A 26,962-nucleotide genomic window follows, 5' to 3' on the forward strand; every position below is an offset into this window, starting at 1 on the left:
CCTCCCTTTTTTTAACCTCTTCTTTGTCTTGCATCAGTCGCACGCTTTAGGGCTTGACCGACATTATTTATACTCAACATCAATACCAGGATCAGCACCGATGCGGGTAGCCATATCCACCATCTGGATTCCAGGGTTTGCGGATTACGTGCGTAACTTACGAGTGTTCCAAGACTAGGCGTACTTTCGGGAAAACCAAACCCGAGAAAAGACAGCCCGGATTCGAGGCCAATGTTGGCAGCGAGATTCAATGTCATCGTTACGATGATAATGGAGCTCAGATTCGGAAGAACCTGTGAGAAAATGATCTTAAGATGGGATGATCCCAATGTTTTTGAAGCTTTTACATATTCAAGTTCTCTCTCCTGCAGTGCCTTAGACCGAATTAATCTAGCAATTCCCATCCACAGGAAGGCAGTCATGATTAGCGAGAACGAAACAATATTATATTTGGGTACTGCTGTAACAAACGCGATAACAATCATCATGAACGGAAGAATCATGAAAAAATCCACGATGCGCATGAATACATTGTCAATCAGTCCTCCGAAATAACCAGACAATATACCAATTACGATCCCCAGGAAACCTGTCATTACCGTAACTAGAATGGCAATGGATAACGAGTTCCGAGTTCCGATGATTAGTTGTCCAAATACATCACGACCTCCGTAATCTGTTCCTAACCAGTATTGTGCAGAAGGCGGCTCATATAAAGCGAATAGATCCACTTTAACAATTTCATCCTGATCCAGGATCAGAGCAGTTCCATAGACTATTAATAAAACCAGTCCCAAAAATATGAGCGAGATTAGTGCCACCTTATCTCGGACAAGCTCTCTCCATAAGATACTCAAGCTGGAGGGGCTTTTATCAATCTTCTGTGAAGTTACAACGACATCATTGGCCTTGCTCATCTTATTCACCCCGAAATCTTCAAGTTCTTACTTGATCCGTATACGCGGATCTACTAATCCCAGAATAATGTCAGATAACAGCGACCCCAGGATTGTAGCTATACCAAATAGCAGGACAAGTGCGGTTACAACACTGAAATCACGAAGAGAGATTGAGTTAAGGAACAGCTGTCCCATGCCTGGGTAACTGAATATACTCTCAATGAAAATAGTACCTCCGATAAGTCCTGTAATCTCATAACCGAAGAAAGCGGCAATCGGCAATAGAGAGTTCCTTAAAATATGCCTGTTGTAAACTCGTGATTCCGAAGCACCCTTGGCTCGCGCAGTAAGAACGAATTCTTTATGCTTGATATCGATAATTTCGCTACGTAAGTATTGAACGGTTGATACCGTAGTAATCAGTGCCATGGATAATGCCGGTAATAACAGATGATAGAATTTGCTTGCAATGTAACTGAATGTTCCTGGTGTAAGTCCAGGTGCCACGCTACCCCCCGTCGGGAATAAGCCAAAGTGGAATCCAAAGATCCATAACATAACCAGTGCAAAAATGAACAACGGTGCTGCGAAACCTAGATAGGTGTAACCCGTAATTAAACGGTCAGACCATGTATCATTGTAACGACCACTGATAATACCAAGTGGAATCGCGATTAAATATGTGAATACAAGTGTCGCAAATGCCAGCCAAAATGTATTTGCAATTCTTTGACCTATCAGATCAGAAACTGGCATCTTGAATCGGAAAGATTGTCCAAAGTCGCCTTGCGCGGCATTTCTAATCCAGTCCCAATACTGTACATACCATGGATTGTTAAGTCCAAGTCGCTCCCTCTGTTCATCTAAAGCTTTAGGATCAATGCTTGGATCGAGCAAGCCGGTTAGAGCATCTCCTGGCATCGCTTTGGCCATCAAAAATACCAAAAGACTTAATAAAAAGATTTGAGGGATCATAATCATGATTCTTCGTACTATTATTTTCCACATATGGCCTTCAACCTTTCTGAGGTAGAGCTACTCGGTGAGTATCGGAAATGGATTGGAGCGAGTATGCAAGCCCTTCCTCATCAAAGAAATTTCGGTATGAATGTTCATACTCGGATTTGACCTGTTGACGGAAGGCTACCATTTCCTCTCGTTTGGTTGGGTCCATATCCGGAATGGCTGCAATAAGACGTTTGGTATAGATGTGCTGCGGATTCTCAAAAATATCATCCGTTGTGCCCTGTTCTACATATCGACCTTTATACATAATTCCAATCTCATCACACATATGGCGGATAATGCCTAGATCGTGACTAATGAACAGGTAAGTCAGATTCAACTCTTTTTGAATTTCCTGCATGAAGTTGAGTACCTGAGCCTGTACCGATACATCCAACGCAGATACAGGTTCATCCGCGATAATCAGCTTCGGCTTCAATGCAATGGCCCGTGCAATACCGATCCGTTGACGCTGTCCTCCTGAGAATTCATGTGGATACTTGTAGATTGATTCCGGACTCAGACCAACCTTTTCAAGTAATTCTCTTACTTGTCTTTTCTCCTCGGTAGCTGTCAGACGCTCATAGTTACGAAACGGCTCAGCGATAATATCGATAACCCGCTTCTTGGGATTCAATGATGAATATGGATCTTGAAAGATCATTTGTACATCACGCTGAAGCTGCCTGTCTTTACGCCGTTCTGTAGCCAGGTTTTTCCCGTTAAATAGAATCTTTCCGTCAGTAACATGGTTTAGCCCAATAATGGCTCTGCCTGTTGTTGTTTTACCTGAACCGGATTCGCCAACCAAACCGTAGGTCTGTCCTTGTTCAATGGAGAAGCTAACATCATCAACAGCCTTTACACTGCCAATTTCCCGTTTGAGCAATCCGCCGCGAATCGGAAAGTGTATCTTGAGTCCTTCTACTTCGAGTAATGCCATTATGTTATTCCTCCTCAGCTTGGTCAGGGAAATGAAAGTGCTGGTAACAGGTACACCGTACAAAGTGACCTGGTGCAATTTCATGCATCTGTGGGTTCTCTTCATGAGCCGAATCACTAATCCATGGAATTCGGGCTTTGAATCTGCACCCTTTGCGAGGAAGATTTTTAAGCGAAGGCACAATGCCTTGGATGACATGCAATTTGGATCCTTCTTCAGATAGGGTGGGAATAGAGTTCAACAGTGAACGTGTATACGGATGCTTCGCATCATTCATCAGTGTGAAGATATCTGCGATTTCAACAATTTCTCCTGCATACATAACTGCAACACGATCAGCCATCTCGGCTACGACACCCAGGTCATGTGTAATCAAAATAATGCCTGCGTTAATCTCGTTTTTCAGATCACGGATCAGCTCTAAAATCTGGAGTTGAATCGTAACGTCAAGCGCCGTCGTTGGTTCATCGGCTATGAGTAGTTCTGGCTTGTTGGCAATCGCGATGGCGATGACAATTCTCTGTCTCATACCACCAGATAATTCGTGGGGATACTGCTTGTATATTTGTTCGGGACGTGGAATCCCTACCTGATTCAATAAGTGAATAACCTTTTCTCTCTTCTCTTTGGAAGACAGCTTGGATTGATGAAGTGTGAGAATCTCTTCAATCTGTTCACCAATAATCATTAGAGGATTTAATGCGGACAATGGATCCTGAAAAATCATGCCCATTTCTTTGCCGCGTAGCTTGTTCAACTTACTTGGGGAGATGTTGGCAATATCTTGTCCTTTATAGAGAATCTGGCCTTCGATTTTTGCTTTGTTATGCAAACCCATAAGAGAGAATGCAAAAGCACTTTTGCCTGATCCGGATTCACCTACAATCGCCAACACTTCATTTTTCTTCACCTTAAGGTTAACGTGATCCACTGCTGCGTAATAGTCATCTTCAATTCTGAATGATGTTGTTAGATTTCTGACTTCCAATAGCTCTGTATTCAAATCAATCACCCTAACCCCATAATTTCCGTAGATTGTATCCATGTGTAGAAGAATGCATCTAATGTATATTTCCAAGTTCTTGAAGATAACGAACAATAGCTTATACAAAATACCAAATCTTTAGGAGAAACAAGTTTAAGAGACTTTTATTTAGACCATTGGTCAATTAATGTTGATAAATCCTAGCGGAATTATAACACAAAATAATTAATGTAATCATACGTGTAATTTTAGCTAACGTCAATGCTTATTTTGAGATTTTTGGTATAAATGTTTTTTATACCACAGATTTGGATATTAGTAATATTATAAAGGTATATGGCAAGGGATTTGAGAGGTCATACCATGCTTTTGGCTATGAGGTGTAAATAATTAAAAGGTGATCTCAATATATACATTACATAATAGTTACATGATATGTATATGTATATGTTGTAATGAGTAGATATTCTTGATTTTATGTGAGGTAAATGTTATGTGTGTAAGTGTTAACTAATCTCGAACGATAGCTTAAACCTATTCAATCGGTGTCGTTAACCTTGCATTTGAAATAGTATGAACGTGCGAAGTATAAAATCTAGTTATTATAGTATAGTTTCATTTATTTGCTGATGTAAAGACCAAATTGTCATCTTTTATCATTTATTTTACAAAAGAAAGAAAAAAGCCCTGCAAAATGCAGAGCTTTTCTAATATTTATTCATATATGTGTATATTAAATACCTTTTTTATTCAGAATCTGGAGGTCTTTTACCTCGTTTTAACTCATTGATACTCAAACCAAAATCCATCTGTAAGTGAGGATAGTCCGGAAAGTTAGCCCAGTCGCCACCCCAAGTGAAACCCAACTCTTTCGCGAGATCCACGACTTCCATCCAGTCTGCTTTGCCATTGCCGTTATCATCCCGTTCCATATCCCACACCACATCACCCTCAGGCGTCCTCAATGCAAAATCAATAGCTAATCCATAGTTATGATATGATTCACCACCACGCGCATTAGTAACGATACTGCCTGCACTTGAGCGTCCTTGGTTAAATAGTGCATCTTGCTCCTCGGAACTTCGATAGCCGTGGGTTATAACGATCTCTATTCCACGTCTGGCTGCCTTACGTACCAATAACTCTTCATTCTCTGCCACTACAGGATGTAGACCTGTTATTGGTGTTGCATCTTGGATCGGTGTCCCGGGCCACATGTTATCTATATCACTTTTTTGCTGTAACCACACATATATGATGGAAAGTAAAAGAGTAGCTACAATCCAGGTTTTAAGACTTTTCCTTTTTCTCTGCTTCCCTCTACGCTTTGATGTATTCATATCCACTCCTGGTGTTTATTCTGAAATAAACTGCTACTCATGCTGCTTGAACGTTTTCAGTAGATTAGACTCTATTATAATTCATTTGAGCCTTGAATGCTTCTATCACCACAGTATTGAATTCTTCCATTTGTTAGAGTGGATCTGTTATTTCTGATACTTCTATCGATATATACAAAAAAGCAGCCGGCTATAAGCCGACTGCTTCGTATGCAAGCTGAGTAAAAACTACTCAGTTGTGTATGGCAATAATGCGATTTGACGGGAGCGTTTGATTGCAATCGTCAGCATGCGTTGATATTTAGCGCTAGTACCTGTTACACGGCGTGGCAAAATTTTTCCACGTTCGCTGATAAATTTACGAAGCAAGTCCGTATCTTTATAATCGATGTGAGTAATTTTGTTAGCTGTGAAGAAGCACACTTTACGACGTTTATTACGGCCGCCACGACGTGCCGGTCTTTTATCGTTGTCTCCGCCTTCTCTTTGCTTGAAGCCCATGCTTTTCAGTCCTTTCCTATCATGTAACTCATATCTCCTAAGAGTATCAGCTCATGTTAAAATGGCAAATCATCATCCGATATATCAATCGGTTTTCCGTCATCGGAAAAAGGATCCTGATTGTTGCTACGCGAATTATTGTTATTGTTCGCGCGTCCGCCGCCTCCATAAGAAGGCTCTTCACGCATTGGTTGCCCACCGCCGCCACCGCTATTATCACGGTTAGCTGACTCCAAGAAACGGACATTATCGGCAATAACTTCGGTCACGTATACACGTTTTCCTTCATTATTCTCATAGTTCCGTACTTGAATGCGTCCTTCGACTGCAGCCAGGCGTCCTTTGCGCAAATAGTTTGCACAGGTCTCGGCAAGCTGTCTCCAGGTTACGACCGGAATGAAATCGGCTTCCTTTTCTCCCCCTTGGCTTGTAAACGGTCTGTCCACTGCCAAAGTAAATTGCGTAACTGCTACTCCTGCTGGAGTGTAACGCAACTCAGGATCCCGGGTTAACCGTCCGATCAGAATGACACGGTTCAACAATGTAATCCCCTCCTTCCGAGCGTATTGGTGCGTTAATCACGAGTTGTCTTAAGCAGACTTAACGTCGTTGGTAATGAGATAACGAATTACTTCGTCAGAAATCTTCATGAGACGCTCAAGTTCAGTTACAACTGCTGGTTCAGCAGTGAAATGTACCAGAACATAAAAACCATCACGGAATTTCTTGATCTCATACGCAAGACGGCGTTTACCCATAACGTCGTGAGCTGTAACTTCACCACCGCCGTTGGAGATGATGCCTTGGAATTTATCGACTGTAGCTTGAACAACTTCTTGCTCAATGTCAGGACGAATAATGTACATCACTTCATATTTGCGCATAATTTTCACCTCCTTATGGACTCTGGCCCTCAATCCAGGTTGAGAGCAAGGAACGAGCACAAACTCGAACTATATTAATATAACAAATACCGAGTCAAAGTGCAAGCAAACGTTCCCTGTACATATTGGCACATGATCAGTCCGGCTATGGAGCACACTACAGAAGCAACAGAGTAACATAATCTGCAGAGGAGGTTTTATCATGGGTGAAAAAACCGAGTTTGAACCAGGAGACAAAGCACCAAACGATGGAGAGTACACGGAAGTCGGGGAAAAAAGCTTTGTTACGGAAATTCAGAATCCGAAGCGGGTAACGCTGCAAAAAGGCGAAGCTTTTCCCGAGACAAGCAATCATAATCGCAAGTGGAAGAAGCTGACCAAAGCCCGCGTCCACTAATCGCAATACCTTTTTTTATGATCCATGTATATAAAACGTAATAAAGCACATAATACAATCAGGCGGTGCACGAGAGAGGTGTGGTTCCGTTGGACAACGAAGCCGATCATTCGCTGTTGGAGATTCATCACGTAATTTAAGAGGCAAGTGGTTCTGTGTTGTAAGGCCCTTCGTCTGAAGCACGCATATTGCTACGTGCAGTATACCAAGTTTCTGATTGTTACGACCGATTGTTTCCTAACAAACAAATGCACCGCCGGATAAAGAGCCCTTCGGGGCTCTTTATTTTTCGTTTATCGTTTAGTCATATATAATCCATTATTAATACATGGGCAAAATAACGTTAAACAAAAAAAGAGACTTCCCTTGATGGGAAGCCTTCTTCATTGATCTTTTTATTGAACTCAATGTGCATTGAGTGAATTGTAAATGAAGTGGCGGAAAGGGTGGGATTCGAACCCACGCACGCTGTGACACGCCTAACTGATTTCGAGTCAGCCCCCTTGGGCCTCTTGGGTACCTTTCCGCAGCAATATTGATTATAGCATGATCATTTACAGAACGCAACACTCATACCCAGCCTGCATGTAAACGTTATTTTGAGTACCAAATGTCGATTGCTTTTAAGATCAGGATTCAGTGGAATCTTCCGCTGAGCGCAGTACCTTCTTCATGTTTTTCTCAAATTTTGCTCTTGGAATCAATACACTATGTTTACATCCGACGCACTTAATCCGAATATCCATACCCATTCGAATGATCTCCATTTCATTACTGCCACAGGGATGCTGCTTCTTCATCTGCACAATATCCCCAAGCTGGAAACTTTTACGCTCCACCTGTGCCATCCCCCTCATCTTTCTCCAAAGCTACGGCCTGCTCCAATGCTGCTTGATTATTCATCTCATGGTACTCCAACGTTTTTTTCACATCGCCCTGAATCTGACGTTCCACCGAAGCACGAGAGTTAGGCATACATTCGGCCACAATTCGCACCACATACTCCGACGTAGACATCGACTGTATACCGAGTACATCCGGCACCTTCACAATATTTAGATCACGCTCTTCAATCCCAACCAAAGACTTCTTCACCAGGTGTACAGACTCATCGAGACTCAAGTCCGCCTTCATCGGAATATCCACTACAGCTAGCGAATTTGACATGGAGTAGTTCGTTACACTTGCAATCGCCCCGTTCGGGATAATGTGCACCTCACCTTGCCAGCTGACCAGTTTGGTAGTTCTAAGTCCGATCACCTCAACCGTTCCCTTGTAGGTTCCCGTCTGAATAACATCCCCCACAGCGAATTGATCCTCCAATATAATGAAGAAACCCGTAATAACATCCTTGACCAAACCCTGTGCACCGAAACCAATGGCAAGCCCGAGAACACCAGCACTCGCGAGTAACGGCCCAACTTGGATATTGATCTCAGATAACAGTAGCAGAATCATAATAAAATTACATGTTATGGAGGTCGCATTTTTCAGCAGTTCCCCTACCGTTACGAATCTGCGCGGATTCACGCGAATTTTGCCTTCCTGCTTGCGTTCCATGGAACGATCTATAATTCGATATACCACCTTAATGACAATACGGGTGATGATGAAAATAATGATGATCCGAATTGAGCTGAACATAATGTTAAGCCACATATCGGGATCTGCAATTTTGTTCCAGACTTTATCCGTCCAACGCAGGGCTTCATCCACGGCGGCTACCGGACCGCTAGCTGTAGTCCCTTGAGCAAATTGAAATGGCAACATCCATCATGCCTCCTCTACATCGGTATGTTATCATAGCTGTCTTCTGTTTTGAAATAGAGGCCTCGGATCTCTACGAACTCGTTACGAATGATCTTTTGTACTCGCTCCAAATCCTCTTTTGGAAACTGGATACATAACGCACAACCTGCTGTAATTTCTTTTGGCGTAGGGAATAAATCGATCTCTATCTCGGCAAACTCCAGCAGCATTTCAGCACGCAGTGCCTGCTGGGTTGAATCAAATGCAATCAGCATCCAATCGTTAATCCATTCGTCCATGTCCGGCTCCTTTCGCCATACGTCCAACCCTAGAGAAAAAGCTTGTCCTCGTGAAGTATAAAACGCTCTACCTTTCCATATACTGTTACTACTATTCCAAGGGAAAGGATAGATCCTATGAATCCTACTTCGCGTTCCTTTTCATCACAAGATATGACCAGTTTGAAAATCCCCCATACCGATCCAGGCATTCACTCAGCCATTACCCATCGTTTAATGTTCCATCTCTATAAAGCCCATTCTCTGCAAAATGTAGTGATCGTCTGCATCGGCACAGATCGCTCAACAGGCGACTGTCTTGGTCCTCTGGTCGGATCAGCCCTTTCCAAGTGGGACAGCCCTTTATTCCATTTGTATGGTACCTTGGATGAACCTGTCCATGCCATGAACCTTCAGGATACGCTCCACAACATACAGAAAACACACCATAACCCTTATGTGATTGGCATCGACGCCTGTCTTGGGCAGTCATCCAGTGTAGGATGCATTCAAGTCGTGAATGGTCCACTCAAACCAGGTGCGGGGGTAAATAAAGAATTACCGCCGGTCGGCGATATCCATCTGACAGGTATCGTTAACGTCGGCGGCTTTATGGAATACTTTGTTCTACAGAACACGCGGCTCAGTCTCGTTATGCGCATGTCCGAGATTATATCCAGCAGTCTATACTCGGCCATCCGGGAATGGCATACACGTTCTACTCTGCTTGCTGTGCCAGAGTAATAGCTTCCTTTTCCTCTGGGGACAGAGTGTACGCGGACTCTCCCCCTTTAAGAGGTTTTGCATATACATAAGAACCGTCGCGGTTATATATCCCCGTAAGAATCATGCCATCCTGGCTATCGTTAATCATGGCCATCGAGAAGCTCAGATCACTGCCAAGCTCTCCATAAGCATTGTATCTTTTCACGCCAACTTTACCTTGAATGCGGGTAAGCTTTTGCATGACAACTTGCAGCTGATTCGTTTGCAGTTTGTGTTCATCCTCAATGCTGTCCATCTGAATTTTCAGATTAATGAGTAATGATTCCAGATCCTCTACTCCACTGCCAGCCATCATGGCTTCATATTTACGTTTAAACTTTCGTAACTTTGCCCCCTGAGCAATACTCACAATCAGCAAGATCACCGTAAGTAATGCCATTCCGCCAATAATCCATAACAGCTGTTCCAGAATCAGCTCGTTTAATTCAGCCATGTAATTGCAACTACCCCTCTATATTTTTGATCAGATTAACGTCTGTCTGTAATATTATCATTCATTATAAATCAACCCGATATGCATAAGATTAATCATGCAGCTCTGTGCTAAATGAGTTCATAATTCCGACTCTAATCTAGTCTTAGTCTGCCCGTGTCAACTCCAACACTGCCTTAACGAGCGTATCCACATGTTCTCTAGTTGAATTGTATCCCACACTTGCTCTTACCGCTCCTGTAGCGGTTGTACCCGCAGATTCATGTGCAAGCGGTGTGCAATGAAAACCGGAGCGAACCGCAATTCCATAATTCCGATCTAATCGGAATGCGAGTTGTGCCGAATCATACCCTTCCACAGTAAAGGATACTAATCCGGTACGTGGCTGTCCAATCTCTGGACCGAGCATTCGAATGCCCTTAACGGACGACAGCCCTTCCATCATAAGTTGAGTCAATTCCCACTCATGCTGGTAGATGACCGCTGGTGTCATCTCAAGTACATGCTTCACACCTGCATTCAGCCCTGCGATTCCGACTGTATTCGGCGTCCCCGCTTCATACCGATCAGGACGCACCTTTGGCTGCTCCAAAGCTTCTGACTGACTTCCTGTTCCTCCATGAAGTAAAGGCTCTATATCGAGCTCAGGAGCAATGTACAAGCCCCCTGTACCCTGAGGTCCAAGCAGCCCCTTATGCCCTGGAAAAGCCAACATATCAATGCCCAATTGTTGTACATTCACAGGCATAACCCCAGCACTCTGAGCCGCATCTACCAACAAGATCGCACGATGTTTACGACACAGGAGCGAAATTTCTCCAATAAGAAGAATACTGCCAAGCAGATTGGAACTATGTGTACATACCACTAATCTGGTATTGGAACGAAACATACGTTCCATTTGCATCAGATCAATAGCTCCCGCAGCATTAACAGGTACATAATCAATCTCTACATTTCGGAGTCTGCGCATGTACTCCAGTGGTCGTCTGACTGAGTTATGTTCAGCCATGGTGGCAATCACATGGTCGCCCTCTCTAAGCGAGCCTTGAATAGCTAGATTCAGCGCTTCTGTCGTATTTGATCCGAATGCAATATCATTCGCATTTTTGATTCCAAAGATATCGGATATAGATCTTCTGGCCTCGAACAATACACGACTTGCCTGAACAGCCATACGGTGACTTCCTCTGCCAGGATTAGCTCCGGCAATCTCCAGTGCACTCAGCATCGCATCACCGACAGCAGGTGGTTTGGGCCAAGATGTTGCTGCATGATCTAGATAGATAACTCCCTCCACCTTACAACCACCTCTGTCCCATTAATTAATTATTCGCCTGCATATATTGCACGTATAACCCTGCAAACAAAGAATGACATATCGTTTCTCCATGGTACAGAGGCGATATGTCATGACATGAGTAAGCCCCGCATGTTGTTAATGAATCATCGATCCGACTATTATTGCAACAATTCCAATAGCCGTTCCAGATCCTGTTGACTGTAGTAGTTGAGCTCAATTTTACCTTTATCTTTGTTATGCTTGATTTTCACTGTTGTCTTGAAACGTTCACGCAGCGATTCCTCTAACGTATCAATGAATGGATCTTTCTTCTTCAACTTCGATTTGGCTTTGGCCTCACCCGTCTTGGAACGATCCAGTTGTTGAACAGCTTCCTCCAACTCACGCACACTCCATTGCTGATCAATGGTTTGTTTGGCAAGTTGCTTCACCATAACTTCGTCTTTAACACCCACGATCGCACGTGCATGTCCCATTGATAATGTTCCACGTGAAACATGATCCTTTACTTCTTCTGGTAATGATAACAGACGCAAGAAGTTAGCAATGTGAGAGCGTGATTTACCGACTTTTACAGACAACTCTTCCTGAGTCAACGCGAATTGGTCCATTAACCCCTGATAAGCAACTGCAACTTCCATGGCATTCAGATTCTCCCGTTGCAGGTTCTCAATCAACGCAATCTCCATTACCTGCTGATCACTAAAATTGCGGACTACAGCGGGTACGGTGGCATTACCACAATATTGCGAAGCTCTAAACCGACGTTCTCCGGCAATAATCTCATACCCTCGTAATACAGGACGAACAATAATAGGTTGTATGACACCATGCTGACGGATAGACTCAGCCAGTTCATGTATTGCGCCCTCATCAAAGACCTTACGTGGTTGATAGGGGTTAGCCCGCAGTTGACTAATCGGGATTTCTACGACTTTATCATCGTCATTAATTGAAAGCGAAGGAATGAGGGCATCAAGACCTTTTCCAAGCCGCTTACTCATAAGAAATCACTTCCTTTGCGAGCTCTAAATATACTTCCGCCCCTCTTGAGCGAGGGTCATACGTGATAATCGATTGACCATGAGATGGTGCTTCGCTAAGTCGTACGTTGCGCGGAATAATCGTTTGATATACTTTTTGTTGAAAATACTTTTTCACTTCTTCAATAACCTGTATCCCTAGATTGGTCCGTGCATCAAACATCGTCAGCAATACCCCTTCAATCTGTAGGGATGTATTCAGATGTTTTTGTACCAAACGAACCGTATTAAGCAGCTGGCTTAATCCTTCAAGTGCGTAATACTCACACTGAATCGGAATGATCACCGAATCGGAAGCGGTCAACGAATTGATCGTCAACATACCGAGGGATGGTGGGCAATCGATCAGTATGTAATCATAGTTTTTTTTCACCATGGCGAGTGATTTTTTCAGGCGAACTTCCCGTGATATCGTGGACACCAATTCGATCTCGGCTCCGGCAAGTTGAATCGTTGCAGGTATGATATGAAGGCCTTCAATCTGAGTCTCCACAATTGCTTCTTGAGGAGGAACCTCATTAATAATGACATCATATATGCAATTAGCCACATCTGCTTTATTGATTCCGACTCCGCTGGTTGTATTCCCCTGAGGGTCAATATCGACAAGCAATACTCTTTTCCCGAGTGAAGCCAGTCCTGCACCCAAGTTAACAGATGTCGTCGTTTTCCCCACACCGCCCTTTTGATTTGCTACGGCCATAATCTTAGACAATTACTTCACCTCAAATAAAATAGGAGTCTTTTCTTGTAGGTTGTGAGATATTGTTAACAAAAAGCAGGCGGCTATCGTCCACACAAACAACAACTACCGTTTCCTCAATATACCGTTCTTTGAAAATTTCAAGCCAGACTTGCTTTATAGACATAAAAAGCGGCTCATTGCCGCCATAAGCTTCAATTATTTGCGTTTGGGAATATGAATAACGATCTCGTAATGATCCTCATGGTCGGCTTCTTTTGTTTTGATGTCCAGACCAGAGCCAGTTACCATATCAATGGATTGGCGAATTGTATTAAGTGCAAGTCTTACGTCCTTGGTAAAGGAAACACGTTTGGATTTTTTAATCTTGGAAGATTCCTTGTAGAAAGCAACACGCGCCTCTGTCTGTTTCACATTCAATTCTTTTTCAATAATCTCACCGAGCAACTTCATCTGTAGTTCTTCCGTATCGAGAGAAAGTAAAGCTCTTGCATGCCGTTCAGAAATTTTACGTTCCATCAATGCGGCCTTAATGCCTTCCGGGAGTTGTAACAACCGAATTTTGTTGGCGATGGTTGACTGGCTTTTGCCGAGTCGTTGTGCAAGACTTTCCTGTGTCAGTTGATGTAAGTCAATCAGTTTCTGATAGGCCACGGCTTCTTCTATCGAAGTCAATCCTTCACGTTGCAAGTTCTCAATCAGTGCAATGGATGCGGCCTGAGAATCGTTGAATTCACGCACAATGGCTGGAATCGTATCCAGACCCAGTTTTCGAACTGCACGCCAGCGACGTTCCCCGGCAATAATCTCATATGATCCATTTCGCACGCGAACGACAATAGGCTGAATTACGCCATGTGTTTTAATCGTCTGCAACAACTCATCAATTTTATCATCATCAAAAATAGTACGGGGTTGATATGGGCTGCTCACAATTTCATTAACCGGAATCTGTTTGATCTCATCTCCGTTATTGCGCTCCGCCAAACCAAACAACTTCGAAAATTGTTCTTTCATTCCGCAGATTACCACCTAGTTTCGTAATAGCTCCCACAGTCTTTGCAGGTGCTTCTTATTCAATAAGCGACCCTTCACATGCATCGTTCTTGGAATAAGTTTTGCCTTTCATAACGCTTTCTGTCATACAACATTGAACGCATATCCATCTATCTATACATATACTCTATGATCACTGTAACCCAGGATCGGATACTTCTATTCTATCATCTTTTCTATCATAATCCTATGCTTACCTATTCTTTAAACTCTGCTTATTTTCCTGCTTTTTCTTTGTGAATATTGGGAATATGACGACTTGTACACATATAATTCTTGAAAATGTTTATGAGTTACTACGCGTCGGAATCGATCATTACGCATAATTAAAGAGATATGTAATAGGAAGTATCTGTAATGTTGATCCAGTACTCCATTTCCAGAAAACAAAAAAAGAGAATGTTTCACGTGAAACATCCTCTTTATCTATATCTAAAATTATATTTTGTTTTGACTCACTTCAAAACCATCACACAGCTATATCAGCGGAGTCTTCATTGGAGTACCTGGTTTGCGTGGATACTTATATGGTGTCTTATCAAATTTCTGAATCAAGATGATATGACGCTCTGATTCTTCAACCGGCAGCTGGAATGGATGAACGGCTTTTACCCGTCCTTTCAGCTGATTGAAGCTGAACTCCGCTTCCTTCATTTCTTCACGCGGGTCTCCGCCCTTCATGGCAGCGAATATTCCACTTTTACGAACAAAAGGAAGACAGAATTCATTTAGCACAGCCAGCTTGGCTACTGCACGCGCCGTAACGAGATCGTAGCTGTCACGATACCCTTCTTTGCGTCCAATCTCTTCAGCACGTCCATGGACCAATTCCACATCAGTCAGGCCAAGGATATCTACCACATGCTGTAGGAAGCCAATCCGTTTATTTAATGAGTCAATAATCGTCAGCTTAATGTGCGGGAAACAGATTTTCAGGGGTAACCCAGGAAAACCCGCTCCAGATCCAATGTCAGCAAGCTTATTCACTTTGGTCATGTCTGTATAAAAGGCCAGCGATACCGAATCATAGAAATGCTTGGTATACACTTGCTCCCGATCCGTGATACCGGTCAGATTCATCTTTTCATTCCAGGATACGAGCTCCTGATAATACAGTTCGAATTGCTCCAATTGGAGTTCTCCCAGCTCTAATCCATGTTTCTTTAAGCGCCGCTGCAGTTGCTGTTGAATATCGTCCATTATTGTCCCCTTGCTGCGGTTACACGGTTATAATGCTCCAGGTAGACCAGCAGAATGGAGATGTCGGCAGGAGTAACTCCAGCAATACGAGAAGCCTGACCAATCGAGATTGGACGAATCGTAGCGAGCTTCTGCTTGGCTTCCATAGCCAGACCATGAATCTCATCATATACGATAGTGTCCGGAATTTTCTTTTTCTCCATCTTTTGCAAACGTTCCACGTGGATCAATTGTTTCTCAATATAACCCGCATATTTAATTTGTATTTCGACTTGTTCTTTCATATCTGCTGTCAGTTCTACCTCAGATGGTGAGAGCTGTTCAATCAGTTCATACCCCAGCTCCGGGCGACGAAGCAAGGTAAGCAACGTACTTCCATCCTGAATAGGTGTAGATCCGTACTCTTCCAGTTTCGCGTTCACTTCAACCGGGCGAGCTTTAGCCACTTTCAGACGCGCGACTTCCTGCTCGACTTTCGCCTTTTTATCCAGGAATTTCGCATAACGGTCTTCAGGAATCAGTCCAATGTCATGTCCGATTTCCGTCAAACGCATATCTGCATTATCATGGCGAAGCAACAGACGATACTCGGCACGTGAAGTCAACAGACGATAAGGCTCATTCGTACCCTTCGTTACCAGATCATCAATCAGCACGCCAATATAACCTTGGGAACGATCAAGCACGATCGGCTCTTTGTCTTGTACTTTGCGCGCTGCATTAATGCCGGCCATAACGCCTTGTCCAGCCGCTTCTTCATAACCGGAAGTACCGTTAATCTGACCGGCTGTGAACAGACCTGGCAGACGTTTGGTTTCAAGGGATGGCCACAATTGTGTAGGCACCATCGCATCGTATTCAATCGCATAACCGTTACGCATCATTTCTACTTTTTCCATACCTGGAATCGAGCGCAGAACCGCAAGCTGAACGTCTTCTGGCAGACTCGTAGATAGCCCCTGCACATAATACTCCGATGTATTTTTGCCTTCTGGCTCCAGGAAAATCTGATGTTTCGGTTTGTCGCTAAACCGAACAATTTTATCCTCGATGGATGGACAGTAACGCGGTCCAGTCCCTTCAATCACACCGGAAAACATCGGTGCACGATGCAGATTATCATTAATAATCTGATGTGTTTCCACAGATGTATACGTCAACCAGCAAGGCAGTTGCTCATTATCAGAAGATTCTGTTTCATAGGAAAAGAACTTCGGCTCATCATCGCCAGGCTGAATTTCGGTTTTACTAAAATCAATCGTATCCTTGTGTACACGTGGAGGTGTACCTGTTTTGAAACGAACCAGATCGAAGCCCAGTTCACGCAAATGCTCTGACAATTTAAGAGATGGTTGTTGATTGTTCGGTCCACTCTCGTACATCAACTCACCCATAATTACTTTACCGCGCAAGTAAGTGCCTGTCGTCAGAACGACTGCTTTGGCCCGATACTCAGTTCCGGTCTGAGTCACGACTCCTACACACTTTCCGTCTTCAACGATCAGTCGATCAACCATACCCTGACGCATGGTCAGATTACGTTCATTCTCCATCGTTTCCTTCATCTTATGCTGGTAGGAGAATTTATCCGCCTGAGCACGAAGCGCGTGAACAGCAGGCCCTTTACCCGTGTTAAGCATCCGCATCTGAATAAAGGTCTTATCGATATTCCGTCCCATTTCTCCACCAAGTGCATCGATCTCACGCACAACATGTCCTTTGGCCGGTCCCCCAATGGATGGGTTACAAGGCATAAAGGCTACCATATCGAGATTGATCGTAATCATCAGTGTTTTGGACCCCATACGGGCTGCGGCCAGCGCGGATTCCACCCCAGCATGTCCTGCACCAACGACGATAACATCATAACTGCCGCCATCAAAAGCCATTCCTGTTTACCTCCTTATAATGAAAACGAAATACTTCTAACCGTTCATCGGAACTTGCATTCCTATCTATATGAAACCAACACGTAATGGCTACAATATCATTCCATCCTTTGACAACAGGCAGAAATTGTACCTCTCCATCATACACTACGATTTAAGTCAATCGGCAGTATATTATTTTTACTTTCCTAGGCAGAACTGGGAGAAAATCTGATCAATTAATGCATCATGTGCTGTATCTCCAACAATCTCACCCAAATGCTCCCACGCCAAACGAACATCAATCTGAATCATATCGATTGGAATGAACTGATCTGCCGCTTCATAGGCATCCACCAGGGACTGCTTCGCTTTTTTGAGCAAAGCAATATGACGCACATTACTGACATAAGTCAGGTCTGCGGACTCCAGTTTACCACTGAAGAATAGCGTAGAGATGGCCTCTTCCAGTCGATCCACACCCAGATCATCTTTCACCGACATCGGTACAAGCCGCTCTTCCGGAATGTAACGAAGCAGCACGTCACGTTCTACCTGTGGCGTTAAGTCCATTTTATTCATAATGATTATCGATTGTCTACCGCGGATTTGTTCCAATAATTCAATCTCATCGGGATGAAGTGGCTCCGCAGCATTTACAACCATTAAGATCAGATCGGCTTCACTTACCGCAGAACGAGAGCGTTCTACCCCGATTTTCTCTACGACGTCCATCGTTTCCCGGATTCCTGCCGTATCCAGCAACTTAAGCGGAATATTATTAATCGTAATGAATTCCTCGATCACGTCACGAGTTGTTCCTGGAATGTCCGTGACGATGGCCCGATTGTCTTGGGCAAGTGTATTCATCAATGAGGATTTGCCTACGTTAGGTCGTCCAACAATAGCCGTCGTGATACCTTCTCGCAGGATCTTTCCTTGCTCTGCTGTAGTCAGCAATTTATCAATTTCAGTCATAACCTGACTGGACTTTTCTTTAATAAAATCAGACGTTAACGACTCCACATCATGCTCCGGGTAATCGATATTTACTTCAATATGAGCCAGTGTTTCCACCAGTGTATATCGTAGATCACGCAATTTGGAGGATAGTTTGCCTTCAACCTGTTTCAGTGCAACCGAGAAAGCCCGGTCCGATTTGGAACGAATAAGATCCATGACACCTTCAGCCTGAGACAGGTCAATCCGCCCATTAAGGAAGGCACGCTTCGTGAACTCACCAGGTTCAGCCAGACGAATATCAAGCTGTAACAGCAGGTCCATAACCCGTTTTACAGACACTACACCGCCATGCGCACTGATCTCCACCACATCTTCTGTTGTGAACGACCGAGGTGCTCGCATAACTGTAACCAGCACTTCCTCGATCTTCTCGCCGCTCGCCGGATCTATGATATGACCATAATGAACCGTATGAGATGCTGCTTGAGTTAAAGGCGTTTTGCTGCGAAAAATCTTTTCCGTCTCCGACACTGCTTCCGGGCCGCTGACCCGGATCACGGCGATACCCGCCTCTCCGACAGCCGTTGATATCGCTGTGATCGTATCACTGATCATGGTTATCTCTCCTTGCTCTATTTTAAAATTGCCGCCCCTCAGGGGACGCCATATTCATTTTCAAATCTATTAATGATATATCATATGACATGCCACTTACCTTATTAAGTTCACTGTTTACCTGTGTTACGTACCTGATCAAATTGCTTCTGTACGAAAAAAGCAATGGCTTCTGCACCGGGCAGGAAGCCATTGCGTCTTCAATTTCGTGTTATTTCGTGGTGATAACCACACGCCGATTAGGCTCTTCGCCCTTACTTAACGTCTTAATCTGCGGGTGATTCTGCAGTTTTGCATGGATGACTTTTCGTTCTAGCGGAGGCATTGGCTCCAATACAACTTCCTTGCCGGTACGGATAGCTTGTCCAGCCAACCGTTCAGCCAGATCCTCCAGCGTCTTCCGCCGACGTTGACGGAAATTCTCCGCGTCGAGCACAATTCGAACGAAGCTTTCCGAGTATCGGTTCGCTACAATGTTCGTTAGATACTGAAGCGCATCCAGCGTCTGTCCACGTCTGCCAATAATCATGCCCAGGTCTTCACCGGCAATATTGAAGATATGTCCGTCACGTTGTTTTTTGATATGCACTTCCACATCCAGTCCCATACCTGCTGCGACCTCTTTCAAGAAAGCAGCCGCTTCTTCATAGGGATTTTTAGCTGCAACACCCTCAAGTAATGCATCTACCTCAGGTACGTGTGCGGCTGGCTTGATCGGCTGTTGAACAACTTCGGGTACAGGCAATAGTTTTACTTCAACTTTGGCCGCCTTCACCCCGATCAAACCCAGGAATCCTTTTGACGGCTGCTCTAACACTTGTATCTCGACCTTGTCCCGACTTACGCCAAGCTCGGTCAATCCTTGGTTTACAGCATCTTCAACGGTTTTTCCTGACGTAATGACTTTGGTCATTTCGATTTTTTGGCCCCTTTCGACCCTTTTCCAGAGACGGTCGCTTTGCCACCGTTTTTGCGTTTAGCTCCATTTTTGGAAGAGCTGTTCTGCTTCACGTTGACTTCAGCCACGATTTTATCATTATTCCGGTAAAGGAAATAGTTTTGCACGATCGTGTAGATGTTACTGTAGAACCAGTACAGCGGAAGTGCTGACGGGAACTGATAAGACATCACGAAGATCAAAATCGGGTATACCCATAGCATAAACTGCATCGGACCCACTTGCTGTGCAGGGTTCATACGCATCATCATCCATGTTTGAATGAATGTTGTGATCGCAGCCAGCACCGGCAAAATAAACAGGTGATCCGGTTCCCCGAGCTGGAGCCACAAGAAATCATGTGTTCTCAGACTGGAGTTTCCGTAAATTGAGTTATAAAGTGCGATGTAAATCGGCATCTGAATCAGAAGTGGTAGACAACCCGCCATCGGATTAACTTTGTTCTCCTGAAACAACTTCATTGTTTCTTGCTGAACTTTCTCAGGTGTATCTTTAAACTTGGCTTGAATCTCCTTCAGCTGCGGCTGAATGGCCTGCATAGCTTTGGAGCTACGGACCTGTTTCATTGTTAGTGGTAAAATTAATGTCCGTACAATAAGCACCATCACGAGGACGGCCAGTCCATATTCACCTTTGAACCAGTTAGCGAATGTATCCAGCGCCAGTGAGAACCAGTACACAACATTGGCTTGCCAAAAAGAATCACTATTCTTCAGATCTTCCGTAGTAACCCCGGCTCCTTGTGGAGTACATCCGGCGAGTACAGTGACCATTGCAATGACTGCAATGAGGAGAATCCACTTCCCCTTTGATGTCTTCAATCGCGACACTTCATAACCCCTCTCTTAACCATTCCATTCCACCGTAAATCATACCATAATTAGGAGGACAAATAAACCGAAGCTTACCGCTTGCTCGACTTCAAAAGTGAGCCCTTGCGCATCGCATGGAGCAGGCTTTTTTCCATCTCCTTATAGGGCATGTCCAGTGCACCTTTTCTGACGATAAAAATCAGATCCATCTGCGTGACAATCTCATGCTCATGATGACGAACAATTTCCTTAATCATGCGTCTCATCCGGTTGCGTACGACAGCGTTTCCGATTTTCTTGCTGCATGATACGCCGACCCGGAATTGTTCCGTATCTTTACGGCGGCAGCCATACACCACGAATTGATGATTGGCAAACGATTTCCCATACCGGTATACGCGGCTAAAGTCCGCCCGGTTTCGTAGACGCAGTCTTTTATACACGGCGCTTCTCCTTGCTGTTCTCCACCATTGTTATTGACGGAGGCCTCATTACTGATTTAGTATAGGCTTTCTTGAATAACGGTAAACCGTCTTAACGAGAACTTCATTTGGGATGATTGTTGATCGGTAATTAAAACCGAGCACACAATCATCCGTGATGATTGCAGATTGGCTACTTTAACCGAACCAACATTCATCCTTATATAAGGTAAGTTTTCGAAAATGGAAAACTCACTCGACATACATAGATGTGTATTCAGCACTTTTCCGCAGACCATTCAGACCTGATCTGTACCAGCATCCAGTCTGAAATGATCCAAATTAAGAAAAAAAAGACCACCTCGGTGGTCTTCAATGCATTAAGCACTCAGGTTTTTACGGCCTTTAAGGCGACGTGCGGCCAAAATTTTACGGCCGTTGCTCGTGCTCATTCTTTTCCGGAAACCATGAACTTTTTTACGTTTGCTAACGTTCGGTTTGAATGTAGGTCTCAATGTATTGCACCTCCTCACAAGGAAATACTTATGTGATGAATCACTTTCATCTTCACAGAAAACACCTTTATATATTTAACCATGATCACCTGGAAAAGTCAACTGCAAGGCTCAAGGCTTCTCCCTCTTTTATATACGCTCTCTATCCCGCCAAAAATGATAACCACAGTCCGTTCACTTGATTATCCTTAACTAGCCCTGCAGAGAGTCATAAAAAGTTATCCCCAGACCCTGATCAGACCACGATATTGCATTATTTACAGTTATCCACACCCTCCAATACCTTCTATCTCCTTTATTATATTCTGTTTAAAGTTATTCACATGTGGATAATGATTATAGGTCACCAATATCGTTAATTCTAATCAGGTTGTATCCGCTTCAATTAAGGTTTACAAGCTTTTGAGAAAGGTGTAGGATAAAAATCACATCTTGTATACAAGTAGTCCTTTGAAAAAAACATTAGCCGTTATCTTGCAGACTACAGACTATGGATTGAGCTGAAATATCCAGTCCGCAGAGTAGGTATGCTATGATCAGTAATGAACTGATTACTTATTAATAGGAGCGTTAGCCATATGCTATTTCCTTCTTCCTGGCTTCAAGGGGCTTCCCGTGGTGAAGCTATTGCCTGCGAATTAAGGCTGCGGATCATTAGCGGTACCCTTCGTCCTGGAGAGATTTTGTCGGAAAATCGAATTGCGGCTGATTTTGACAGCAGTCGGTCACCTGTCCGTGAAGCGTTAAGAACATTGTCTAATGAAGGTCTTATTCGGCTTGAACGTATGGGTGTCGTTGTTCTGGGATTACGGATTAAGGATGTCGAAGAATTGTATGATGTCCGTTTCCTGATTGAAAGTTTTGTTCAGCAGCGGCTCGCTGGTGATGTTCCAGAGTCATTAATCACCCAGCTACGCAACGTGATCGACAAAATGCAACTCGCTGGAAGGCATCAGGACGCTGTCGAATTCGCCTACCAGGATCTCGTTTTCCACGAGACCATTATTGAAGCAGCCCAGCATTCCCGTATTTCACATCTATGGAAGAGTATTCGATATGTTGTGATGACCGTTATGCTGCTCACGACGCGAAGAGTATTTGTTCAAGGTGAGCAGAAAGTAAGCGCTGTAATCGAGAAGCACCGTTTACTGGTTGAAGCACTCGAATCCGGTGACAAAATACTCATTCAGGCTGGAGTCCGCACATATTTCCAAGATTCCGGTAAAACCCTGCACGAAAGCTTTGATTCCTAAAAGGAGCAAAGCGTTTGCAATCATATCTTCTGTGAGTGATTGCGGCTTAACTTGTCGACAAGTATACAAAATGCGATTTTGTTTTCAATTTGGGCATGATAAAACTACATTTCTAGCCAACACCTCTTCTATTTAGTAGCACACGAAAAATTGTTGACGATGACTTCACTTGTAAGCGTTCTATATCAGAATTAAAGGAGCACACCACATCATGAGCACTCTTTTTGGACTATCCCATAATGCAACATTATTGGTCTGGACGTTAATTGCGATCGTTTTTCTGATCGTTTTAATCTCCAAATATAAATGGAATCCCTTTATCACCCTTTTGTTATCTGCATTAATGCTCGGTTTGCTTACAGGCATGAAGCCTGCCGATGTGATTTCTTCCATTACCGGGGGACTCGGTGGCACACTCGGAACCATTGCAATTGTTATTGCTCTTGGTACGATGCTCGGTAAGATGATGGCCGAATCCGGCGGTGCCGAGCGCATTGCAACTACTTTGGTAGATCGATTCGGTGTGAAACGTGTGCATTGGGCCATGATGATCGTTGGATTCATCGTCGGTATCCCTGTTTTCTTCGAAGTCGGCGTTATTCTGATGATCCCCATCATTTTCACCGTCGCGCGTAAAACCAATATGTCATTATTGCAGATCGGTATTCCCATTTTGGCAGGTCTGTCGACTGTACACGGTTTGGTTCCACCACACCCAGCACCAATGATTGCAATTGAAGCCTTCAGCGCGGATCTGGGTAAAACTATTTTGTACTCCCTTATTGTTGGTATTCCTACAGCGATTATTGCAGGTCCCTTGTTTGGTAAATTTATTGGTAAAAGAATACACACCGAACCGCCAGCTGAACTAGCTGAACAATTCGCAACCAAAACAAACAGCAACATGCCAGGGTTTGGTATTACCCTGTTTACCATATTGCTGCCGGTTATTCTGATGCTGATTGGTTCCATAGCCAGCATCATTGACCCAAATGCCACAAGCGGCTTCACCGTTTTCAGTGAATTTATCGGTCATGAGATCATTGCTCTGCTGATTTCAGTTGTATTTGCCCTCTTTTCACTCGGCTTTGCACGTGGATTCACCAAACACGATATTTCTCGCTTCACCAGTGAATGTCTGGCGCCTACGGCGACCATCATTCTCATTATTGGCGGAGGCGGTGCCTTCAAACAGGTATTGATCAATAGTGGTGTGGGCAACGCCATTGCTGAAGTCGCTACCCATGCCAACATCAACGTGATCCTGTTTGCCTGGCTTGTCGCTGCGCTCATTCGTGTAGCTACCGGTTCAGCCACCGTAGCCATGACAACAGCTGCCGGTATCGTCGCTCCAGTCCTCGCACTCACACCAGGTGCCAATATTGAGCTGGTTGTACTCGCCACAGGCGCGGGGTCACTCATCTTGTCCCATGTGAACGACGCAGGATTCTGGATGATCAAAGAATTCTTTAATATGAGCGTCGCCCAAACATTGAAAACGTGGACCGTTATGGAAACACTATTATCCGTAGTCGGACTGATCTTTATTTTACTGCTAAGTACAGTCGTTTAAATGGAGTATCTATAGTAGAAAGAAAATTAAAATCTTATCGCTTTCTGGAGAAAGAAGGATTAAATACATGAACAACTACATGATTGGGATCGATATCGGTACCACCAGTACCAAATCCGTGCTATTTACCGAGCAGGGCTCCGTCGTCAGTACCTCAACGCAGGAATATCCTTTGTATACCCCGGCACCCGATGTTGCCGAGCAGGACCCCGAGGAGATTGTACAGGCGGCCCTCCGCTCTGTACGAGGAGTCATGGATCAGAGTGGTGTTGCTGCCGAGCAGATCCTGTTCGTATCCTGTAGCTCGGCCATGCACAGTGTCATTGCCATGGATCAGGACGACAAACCCTTAACTCGGTGCATCACCTGGGCGGATAATCGAAGTGCAGCATGGTCTGCCCAACTGCAAGAGAATGGATTGGGCCATCGCATCTACCTGCGCACAGGTACACCGATCCATCCCATGTCACCGCTGACCAAATTAATGTGGCTGCGCCACGATGAACCTGAACTTTTCAAGCGCACAGCCAAATTTATTTCTATTAAAGAGTATCTGTTCTTCCGTCTATTCGGACAATATGTCGTCGACCATTCCATCGCTTCCTGCACAGGCTTGCTCAACCTGGAACAACTGGACTGGGACGCAGAAGCCCTTGAGATTGCAGGCATTACACCCGACCATCTGTCGAAGCTCGTACCCACAACACATATATTAGAAGGAATGAATCACGAATCGGCTGAAAAAATGGCTCTCTCCCCCTCCACGTCCTTCGTTATTGGCGCAAGTGACGGGGTTTTGTCCAATCTCGGCGTGAACGCCATTGAACCTGGTGTTGTCGCAGCAACCATCGGAACCAGCGGGGCCATTCGCACTGTCGTGGACCGTCCAGTTACCGACCCCAAAGGCCGGACCTTCTGTTACGCCCTCACAGAGAATCTTTGGGTCATTGGTGGACCTGTGAATAATGGTGGCATGTTATTTCGCTGGGTGCGGGATGAATTCGCAGCGTCTGAAGTGGAGACAGCGAAACGACTCGGCATCAACTCCTATGATGTGCTGACCAAAATTGCCGAACGTGTCCGGCCTGGCTCGGAAGGACTTCTGTTTCATCCGTACCTTTCGGGCGAACGTGCCCCTTTGTGGAATCCGGATGCCCGTGGCTCCTTTTTCGGCTTAACACTCCATCATCAAAAAGAGCATATGATCCGCGCTGTTTTGGAAGGGGTCATTTTCAACCTATATACGGTACTGCTCGCCATGGAAGAACAGATTGGGCAACCTACCTCCATTCAAGCCACCGGTGGGTTTGCACGCTCTCCTCTCTGGCGCCAAATGATGTCCGATATCTTCAATCAGGAGGTCGTTGTGCCCGAGAGCTATGAAAGCTCCTGTCTGGGTGCCGTCGTGCTTGGGTTGTACGCTACCGGAAGAATTGACTCGCTTCATGCCGTTTCTTCCATGGTGGGTACAACACATCGTCATACACCTGTCAAAGAGAATGCTGCACTCTATCAGGAGCTGCTGCCCATCTTTATTCGGATCTCTCGCAAACTGGAAGAGGAATACGCAGATATTGCTGAATTTCAACGCAAGATGTCCATTGACCGTCCTTAAATTATCAATCCATGCGTAGTCTCCACAAAAAAAAGGGTGTCCCTGAAACCAAAAATCGGTTTCAGGGACACCCTTTTTTGATATAAATTCATAAAATGTCGTTTGGACTCATATCATATCTTCATGCACTTCTACCTCAATATTTGAGTTTCGGCTTACCTCTACATTCCGGATAATTCATATTTCACTTGTCTTAAAATGAATTCCTCTATGTTCATTATCCATCTTACATCGATGTTCACAGATCGCCATCTCCTCAGAAACCAGATCGCATTTCTTGTTAAACGATACGCCAATTTGGCTCTTTTCCGCCTTCCAGCCTTACCCTGAATTCATGGATTTCAACATCGCCTAATTGGCAAAAAAACACGAGGGTACGAGGTCACTCTTATTTCGATCTCGATCATGCTCCATTTTCACTTTGCGGTTATCCACAGACAGGTTATTCACAAACGAAGAATACTTTTACACACAATTTGGCATCATTTGACGGATAACCTGTGTATAAAACATTTTTGGTTTTTAGGCCATCTTGTCGAAAATTAAACAGTTTATAAACAATATATTGTGTTGTGACTAAAAATTATACACAAGTTATTGAATTTGTGGATAAAATCACGCGATACGTTGAAATGCGGGGTTTCTTTTGCTATGATTGTATTACTTTTGGATGTGAATATGTGATCTGACCCATAATATTATCAACAGCCTGTGGATAAAGTTGTGAACAATTTTCCGTTGTTCATACTTTTTTTGTTTTCGACCTGCGGGGGTTTGGGGATAAATTCAACAATATATCTCGTATTTCGACACTGCATCATGGCTTAAGCCACACTTGGAACATGTAAAAGGAGTGACAGTCT

General features: G+C 44.2%; 28 protein-coding genes and 1 tRNA gene. 5 read left to right on the forward strand and 24 right to left on the reverse strand.

Translation table 11 applies throughout. The features are described from left to right. Positions 1–11 precede the first annotated feature (11 nt). From MKX75_RS29185 to rpsF, 8 genes are all read right to left on the reverse strand, one after another. Positions 12–917: an ABC transporter permease gene (locus MKX75_RS29185; protein ID WP_062836533.1), complete on the reverse strand. Its 906-nt coding sequence runs from the start codon at positions 915–917 to the stop codon at positions 12–14. 27 nt (positions 918–944) lie between these two features. Next, entirely contained in the window at positions 945–1,907 is a 963-nt protein-coding gene (opp4B, locus tag MKX75_RS29190) for an oligopeptide ABC transporter permease (RefSeq protein WP_062836532.1), read from the reverse strand. 7 nt (positions 1,908–1,914) lie between these two features. Beyond that, positions 1,915–2,847 (reverse strand): ATP-binding cassette domain-containing protein, encoded by a 933-nt coding sequence (locus MKX75_RS29195; RefSeq protein WP_062836531.1) that lies wholly within the window; start codon positions 2,845–2,847, stop codon positions 1,915–1,917. A 4-nt stretch (positions 2,848–2,851) separates the two neighbouring features. Then, positions 2,852–3,850, reverse strand: a complete 999-nt coding sequence (locus MKX75_RS29200) for an ABC transporter ATP-binding protein (RefSeq protein ID WP_062837069.1) — start codon at positions 3,848–3,850, stop codon at positions 2,852–2,854. Between the two features lie 728 nt (positions 3,851–4,578). Further along, complete coding sequence (locus tag MKX75_RS29205) at positions 4,579–5,172, reverse strand: M15 family metallopeptidase (protein WP_062836530.1); 594 nt, start codon at positions 5,170–5,172, stop codon at positions 4,579–4,581. A gap of 228 nt (positions 5,173–5,400) precedes the next feature. After that, positions 5,401–5,673 carry a 30S ribosomal protein S18 gene (gene rpsR, locus MKX75_RS29210; RefSeq protein ID WP_017691433.1) on the reverse strand — a complete coding sequence of 91 codons (273 nt, stop codon included), beginning with the start codon at positions 5,671–5,673 and terminating at the stop codon, positions 5,401–5,403. 56 nt (positions 5,674–5,729) lie between these two features. Continuing rightward, entirely contained in the window at positions 5,730–6,215 is a 486-nt protein-coding gene (gene ssb / locus MKX75_RS29215) for a single-stranded DNA-binding protein (protein ID WP_017691432.1), read from the reverse strand. A 48-nt stretch (positions 6,216–6,263) separates the two neighbouring features. Then, the gene (gene rpsF, locus MKX75_RS29220) at positions 6,264–6,557 is read right to left on the reverse strand and encodes a 30S ribosomal protein S6 (protein WP_036611944.1); all 294 of its coding nucleotides are present in this window, start codon (positions 6,555–6,557) and stop codon (positions 6,264–6,266) included. Between the two features lie 202 nt (positions 6,558–6,759). Here rpsF and MKX75_RS29225 point away from each other — a divergent pair, with 202 nt between their 5' ends. After that, entirely contained in the window at positions 6,760–6,954 is a 195-nt protein-coding gene (locus MKX75_RS29225) for a YjzC family protein (protein WP_036671877.1), read from the forward strand. Positions 6,955–7,389: 435 nt separating this feature from the next. Here MKX75_RS29225 and MKX75_RS29230 read toward each other — a convergent pair. From MKX75_RS29230 to MKX75_RS29245, 4 genes are all read right to left on the reverse strand, one after another. Beyond that, positions 7,390–7,480, reverse strand: a tRNA-Ser gene (locus tag MKX75_RS29230). Between the two features lie 103 nt (positions 7,481–7,583). Then, entirely contained in the window at positions 7,584–7,793 is a 210-nt protein-coding gene (locus MKX75_RS29235) for a DUF951 domain-containing protein (protein ID WP_036611950.1), read from the reverse strand. Then, entirely contained in the window at positions 7,783–8,724 is a 942-nt protein-coding gene (locus MKX75_RS29240; RefSeq protein ID WP_339167891.1) for a mechanosensitive ion channel family protein, read from the reverse strand. The genes MKX75_RS29235 and MKX75_RS29240 overlap by 11 nt, the downstream gene beginning before the upstream one ends. Before the next feature lie 14 nt (positions 8,725–8,738). Then, a complete protein-coding gene (locus MKX75_RS29245; RefSeq protein ID WP_017691427.1) occupies positions 8,739–9,002 on the reverse strand; it encodes a DUF3343 domain-containing protein in 264 nt (87 codons plus the stop codon). A 117-nt stretch (positions 9,003–9,119) separates the two neighbouring features. On the opposite strand from MKX75_RS29245, the gene yyaC reads away from it, so the two are divergent. Next, positions 9,120–9,725 (forward strand): spore protease YyaC, encoded by a 606-nt coding sequence (gene yyaC, locus MKX75_RS29250; RefSeq protein WP_036611957.1) that lies wholly within the window; start codon positions 9,120–9,122, stop codon positions 9,723–9,725. On the opposite strand, the gene MKX75_RS29255 is transcribed toward yyaC, so the two are convergent. The 12 genes from MKX75_RS29255 to rpmH form a co-directional block, all read right to left on the reverse strand. After that, a complete protein-coding gene (locus MKX75_RS29255) occupies positions 9,700–10,200 on the reverse strand; it encodes a DUF4446 family protein (RefSeq protein WP_339167892.1) in 501 nt (166 codons plus the stop codon). The two genes, yyaC and MKX75_RS29255, sit on opposite strands and share 26 nt — an antisense overlap. 145 nt (positions 10,201–10,345) lie before the next feature. Continuing rightward, complete coding sequence (locus tag MKX75_RS29260; protein ID WP_076332216.1) at positions 10,346–11,500, reverse strand: aminotransferase class V-fold PLP-dependent enzyme; 1,155 nt, start codon at positions 11,498–11,500, stop codon at positions 10,346–10,348. A gap of 161 nt (positions 11,501–11,661) precedes the next feature. Continuing rightward, on the reverse strand, positions 11,662–12,507 hold the full coding sequence (locus MKX75_RS29265; RefSeq protein WP_062836525.1) for a ParB/RepB/Spo0J family partition protein: 846 nt from the start codon (positions 12,505–12,507) through the stop codon (positions 11,662–11,664). Further along, positions 12,500–13,261 (reverse strand): AAA family ATPase, encoded by a 762-nt coding sequence (locus MKX75_RS29270; RefSeq protein WP_024629525.1) that lies wholly within the window; start codon positions 13,259–13,261, stop codon positions 12,500–12,502. Before MKX75_RS29270 ends, MKX75_RS29265 begins: the two co-directional genes overlap by 8 nt. A 186-nt stretch (positions 13,262–13,447) precedes the next feature. Next, positions 13,448–14,266: a nucleoid occlusion protein gene (noc, locus tag MKX75_RS29275; RefSeq protein ID WP_062836524.1), complete on the reverse strand. Its 819-nt coding sequence runs from the start codon at positions 14,264–14,266 to the stop codon at positions 13,448–13,450. Between the two features lie 516 nt (positions 14,267–14,782). Then, positions 14,783–15,505, reverse strand: coding sequence for a 16S rRNA (guanine(527)-N(7))-methyltransferase RsmG (gene rsmG / locus MKX75_RS29280; protein WP_036611970.1), 723 nt, complete (start codon positions 15,503–15,505; stop codon positions 14,783–14,785). Then, on the reverse strand, positions 15,505–17,394 hold the full coding sequence (mnmG, locus tag MKX75_RS29285) for a tRNA uridine-5-carboxymethylaminomethyl(34) synthesis enzyme MnmG (protein ID WP_076332217.1): 1,890 nt from the start codon (positions 17,392–17,394) through the stop codon (positions 15,505–15,507). Before mnmG ends, rsmG begins: the two co-directional genes overlap by 1 nt. A gap of 180 nt (positions 17,395–17,574) precedes the next feature. Further along, the gene (gene mnmE / locus MKX75_RS29290; RefSeq protein WP_339167896.1) at positions 17,575–18,951 is read right to left on the reverse strand and encodes a tRNA uridine-5-carboxymethylaminomethyl(34) synthesis GTPase MnmE; all 1,377 of its coding nucleotides are present in this window, start codon (positions 18,949–18,951) and stop codon (positions 17,575–17,577) included. Positions 18,952–19,162: 211 nt separating this feature from the next. Continuing rightward, entirely contained in the window at positions 19,163–19,864 is a 702-nt protein-coding gene (jag, locus tag MKX75_RS29295) for an RNA-binding cell elongation regulator Jag/EloR (protein ID WP_076332219.1), read from the reverse strand. After that, positions 19,861–20,739, reverse strand: a complete 879-nt coding sequence (locus tag MKX75_RS29300; protein WP_062836519.1) for a YidC/Oxa1 family membrane protein insertase — start codon at positions 20,737–20,739, stop codon at positions 19,861–19,863. Before MKX75_RS29300 ends, jag begins: the two co-directional genes overlap by 4 nt. A gap of 74 nt (positions 20,740–20,813) precedes the next feature. Then, complete coding sequence (gene rnpA / locus MKX75_RS29305) at positions 20,814–21,164, reverse strand: ribonuclease P protein component (RefSeq protein ID WP_036611981.1); 351 nt, start codon at positions 21,162–21,164, stop codon at positions 20,814–20,816. 359 nt (positions 21,165–21,523) lie between these two features. Beyond that, positions 21,524–21,658: a 50S ribosomal protein L34 gene (gene rpmH, locus MKX75_RS29310; RefSeq protein ID WP_017691413.1), complete on the reverse strand. Its 135-nt coding sequence runs from the start codon at positions 21,656–21,658 to the stop codon at positions 21,524–21,526. 578 nt (positions 21,659–22,236) lie between these two features. Here rpmH and MKX75_RS29315 point away from each other — a divergent pair. The 3 genes from MKX75_RS29315 (at position 22,237) to gntK (ending at position 26,099) form a co-directional block, all read left to right on the forward strand. Then, positions 22,237–22,911: a GntR family transcriptional regulator gene (locus tag MKX75_RS29315; protein ID WP_062836518.1), complete on the forward strand. Its 675-nt coding sequence runs from the start codon at positions 22,237–22,239 to the stop codon at positions 22,909–22,911. 211 nt (positions 22,912–23,122) lie between these two features. Continuing rightward, the gene (locus MKX75_RS29320; RefSeq protein WP_076332220.1) at positions 23,123–24,484 is read left to right on the forward strand and encodes a gluconate:H+ symporter; all 1,362 of its coding nucleotides are present in this window, start codon (positions 23,123–23,125) and stop codon (positions 24,482–24,484) included. A gap of 67 nt (positions 24,485–24,551) precedes the next feature. After that, positions 24,552–26,099 (forward strand): gluconokinase, encoded by a 1,548-nt coding sequence (gntK, locus tag MKX75_RS29325; RefSeq protein WP_339167903.1) that lies wholly within the window; start codon positions 24,552–24,554, stop codon positions 26,097–26,099. The last annotated feature ends 863 nt before the right edge of the window (positions 26,100–26,962 follow it).

The organism is Paenibacillus sp. FSL R5-0341 (assembly GCF_037975235.1).
GTDB lineage: Bacteria > Bacillota > Bacilli > Paenibacillales > Paenibacillaceae > Paenibacillus > Paenibacillus amylolyticus_A.

Bases quoted from the DNA above. Each gene is read 5' to 3' on its own strand.
- mnmG (WP_076332217.1), bottom strand. From the start codon at position 17,394: ATGGCTTTTGATGGCGGCAGTTATGATGTTATCGTCGTTGGTGCAGGA.
- MKX75_RS29225 (WP_036671877.1), top strand. From the start codon at position 6,760: ATGGGTGAAAAAACCGAGTTTGAACCAGGAGACAAAGCACCAAACGAT.
- gntK (WP_339167903.1), top strand. From the start codon at position 24,552: ATGAACAACTACATGATTGGGATCGATATCGGTACCACCAGTACCAAA.
- MKX75_RS29240 (WP_339167891.1), bottom strand. From the start codon at position 8,724: ATGTTGCCATTTCAATTTGCTCAAGGGACTACAGCTAGCGGTCCGGTA.
- MKX75_RS29245 (WP_017691427.1), bottom strand. From the start codon at position 9,002: ATGGACGAATGGATTAACGATTGGATGCTGATTGCATTTGATTCAACC.
- MKX75_RS29265 (WP_062836525.1), bottom strand. From the start codon at position 12,507: ATGAGTAAGCGGCTTGGAAAAGGTCTTGATGCCCTCATTCCTTCGCTT.
- MKX75_RS29320 (WP_076332220.1), top strand. From the start codon at position 23,123: ATGAGCACTCTTTTTGGACTATCCCATAATGCAACATTATTGGTCTGG.
- MKX75_RS29195 (WP_062836531.1), bottom strand. From the start codon at position 2,847: ATGGCATTACTCGAAGTAGAAGGACTCAAGATACACTTTCCGATTCGC.
- rsmG (WP_036611970.1), bottom strand. From the start codon at position 15,505: ATGGACGATATTCAACAGCAACTGCAGCGGCGCTTAAAGAAACATGGA.
- MKX75_RS29315 (WP_062836518.1), top strand. From the start codon at position 22,237: ATGCTATTTCCTTCTTCCTGGCTTCAAGGGGCTTCCCGTGGTGAAGCT.
- yyaC (WP_036611957.1), top strand. From the start codon at position 9,120: ATGAATCCTACTTCGCGTTCCTTTTCATCACAAGATATGACCAGTTTG.
- mnmE (WP_339167896.1), bottom strand. From the start codon at position 18,951: ATGATCAGTGATACGATCACAGCGATATCAACGGCTGTCGGAGAGGCG.
- MKX75_RS29205 (WP_062836530.1), bottom strand. From the start codon at position 5,172: ATGAATACATCAAAGCGTAGAGGGAAGCAGAGAAAAAGGAAAAGTCTT.
- MKX75_RS29185 (WP_062836533.1), bottom strand. From the start codon at position 917: ATGAGCAAGGCCAATGATGTCGTTGTAACTTCACAGAAGATTGATAAA.
- noc (WP_062836524.1), bottom strand. From the start codon at position 14,266: ATGAAAGAACAATTTTCGAAGTTGTTTGGTTTGGCGGAGCGCAATAAC.
- rpsR (WP_017691433.1), bottom strand. From the start codon at position 5,673: ATGGGCTTCAAGCAAAGAGAAGGCGGAGACAACGATAAAAGACCGGCA.
- jag (WP_076332219.1), bottom strand. From the start codon at position 19,864: ATGACCAAAGTCATTACGTCAGGAAAAACCGTTGAAGATGCTGTAAAC.
- rpsF (WP_036611944.1), bottom strand. From the start codon at position 6,557: ATGCGCAAATATGAAGTGATGTACATTATTCGTCCTGACATTGAGCAA.
- opp4B (WP_062836532.1), bottom strand. From the start codon at position 1,907: ATGTGGAAAATAATAGTACGAAGAATCATGATTATGATCCCTCAAATC.
- MKX75_RS29255 (WP_339167892.1), bottom strand. From the start codon at position 10,200: ATGGCTGAATTAAACGAGCTGATTCTGGAACAGCTGTTATGGATTATT.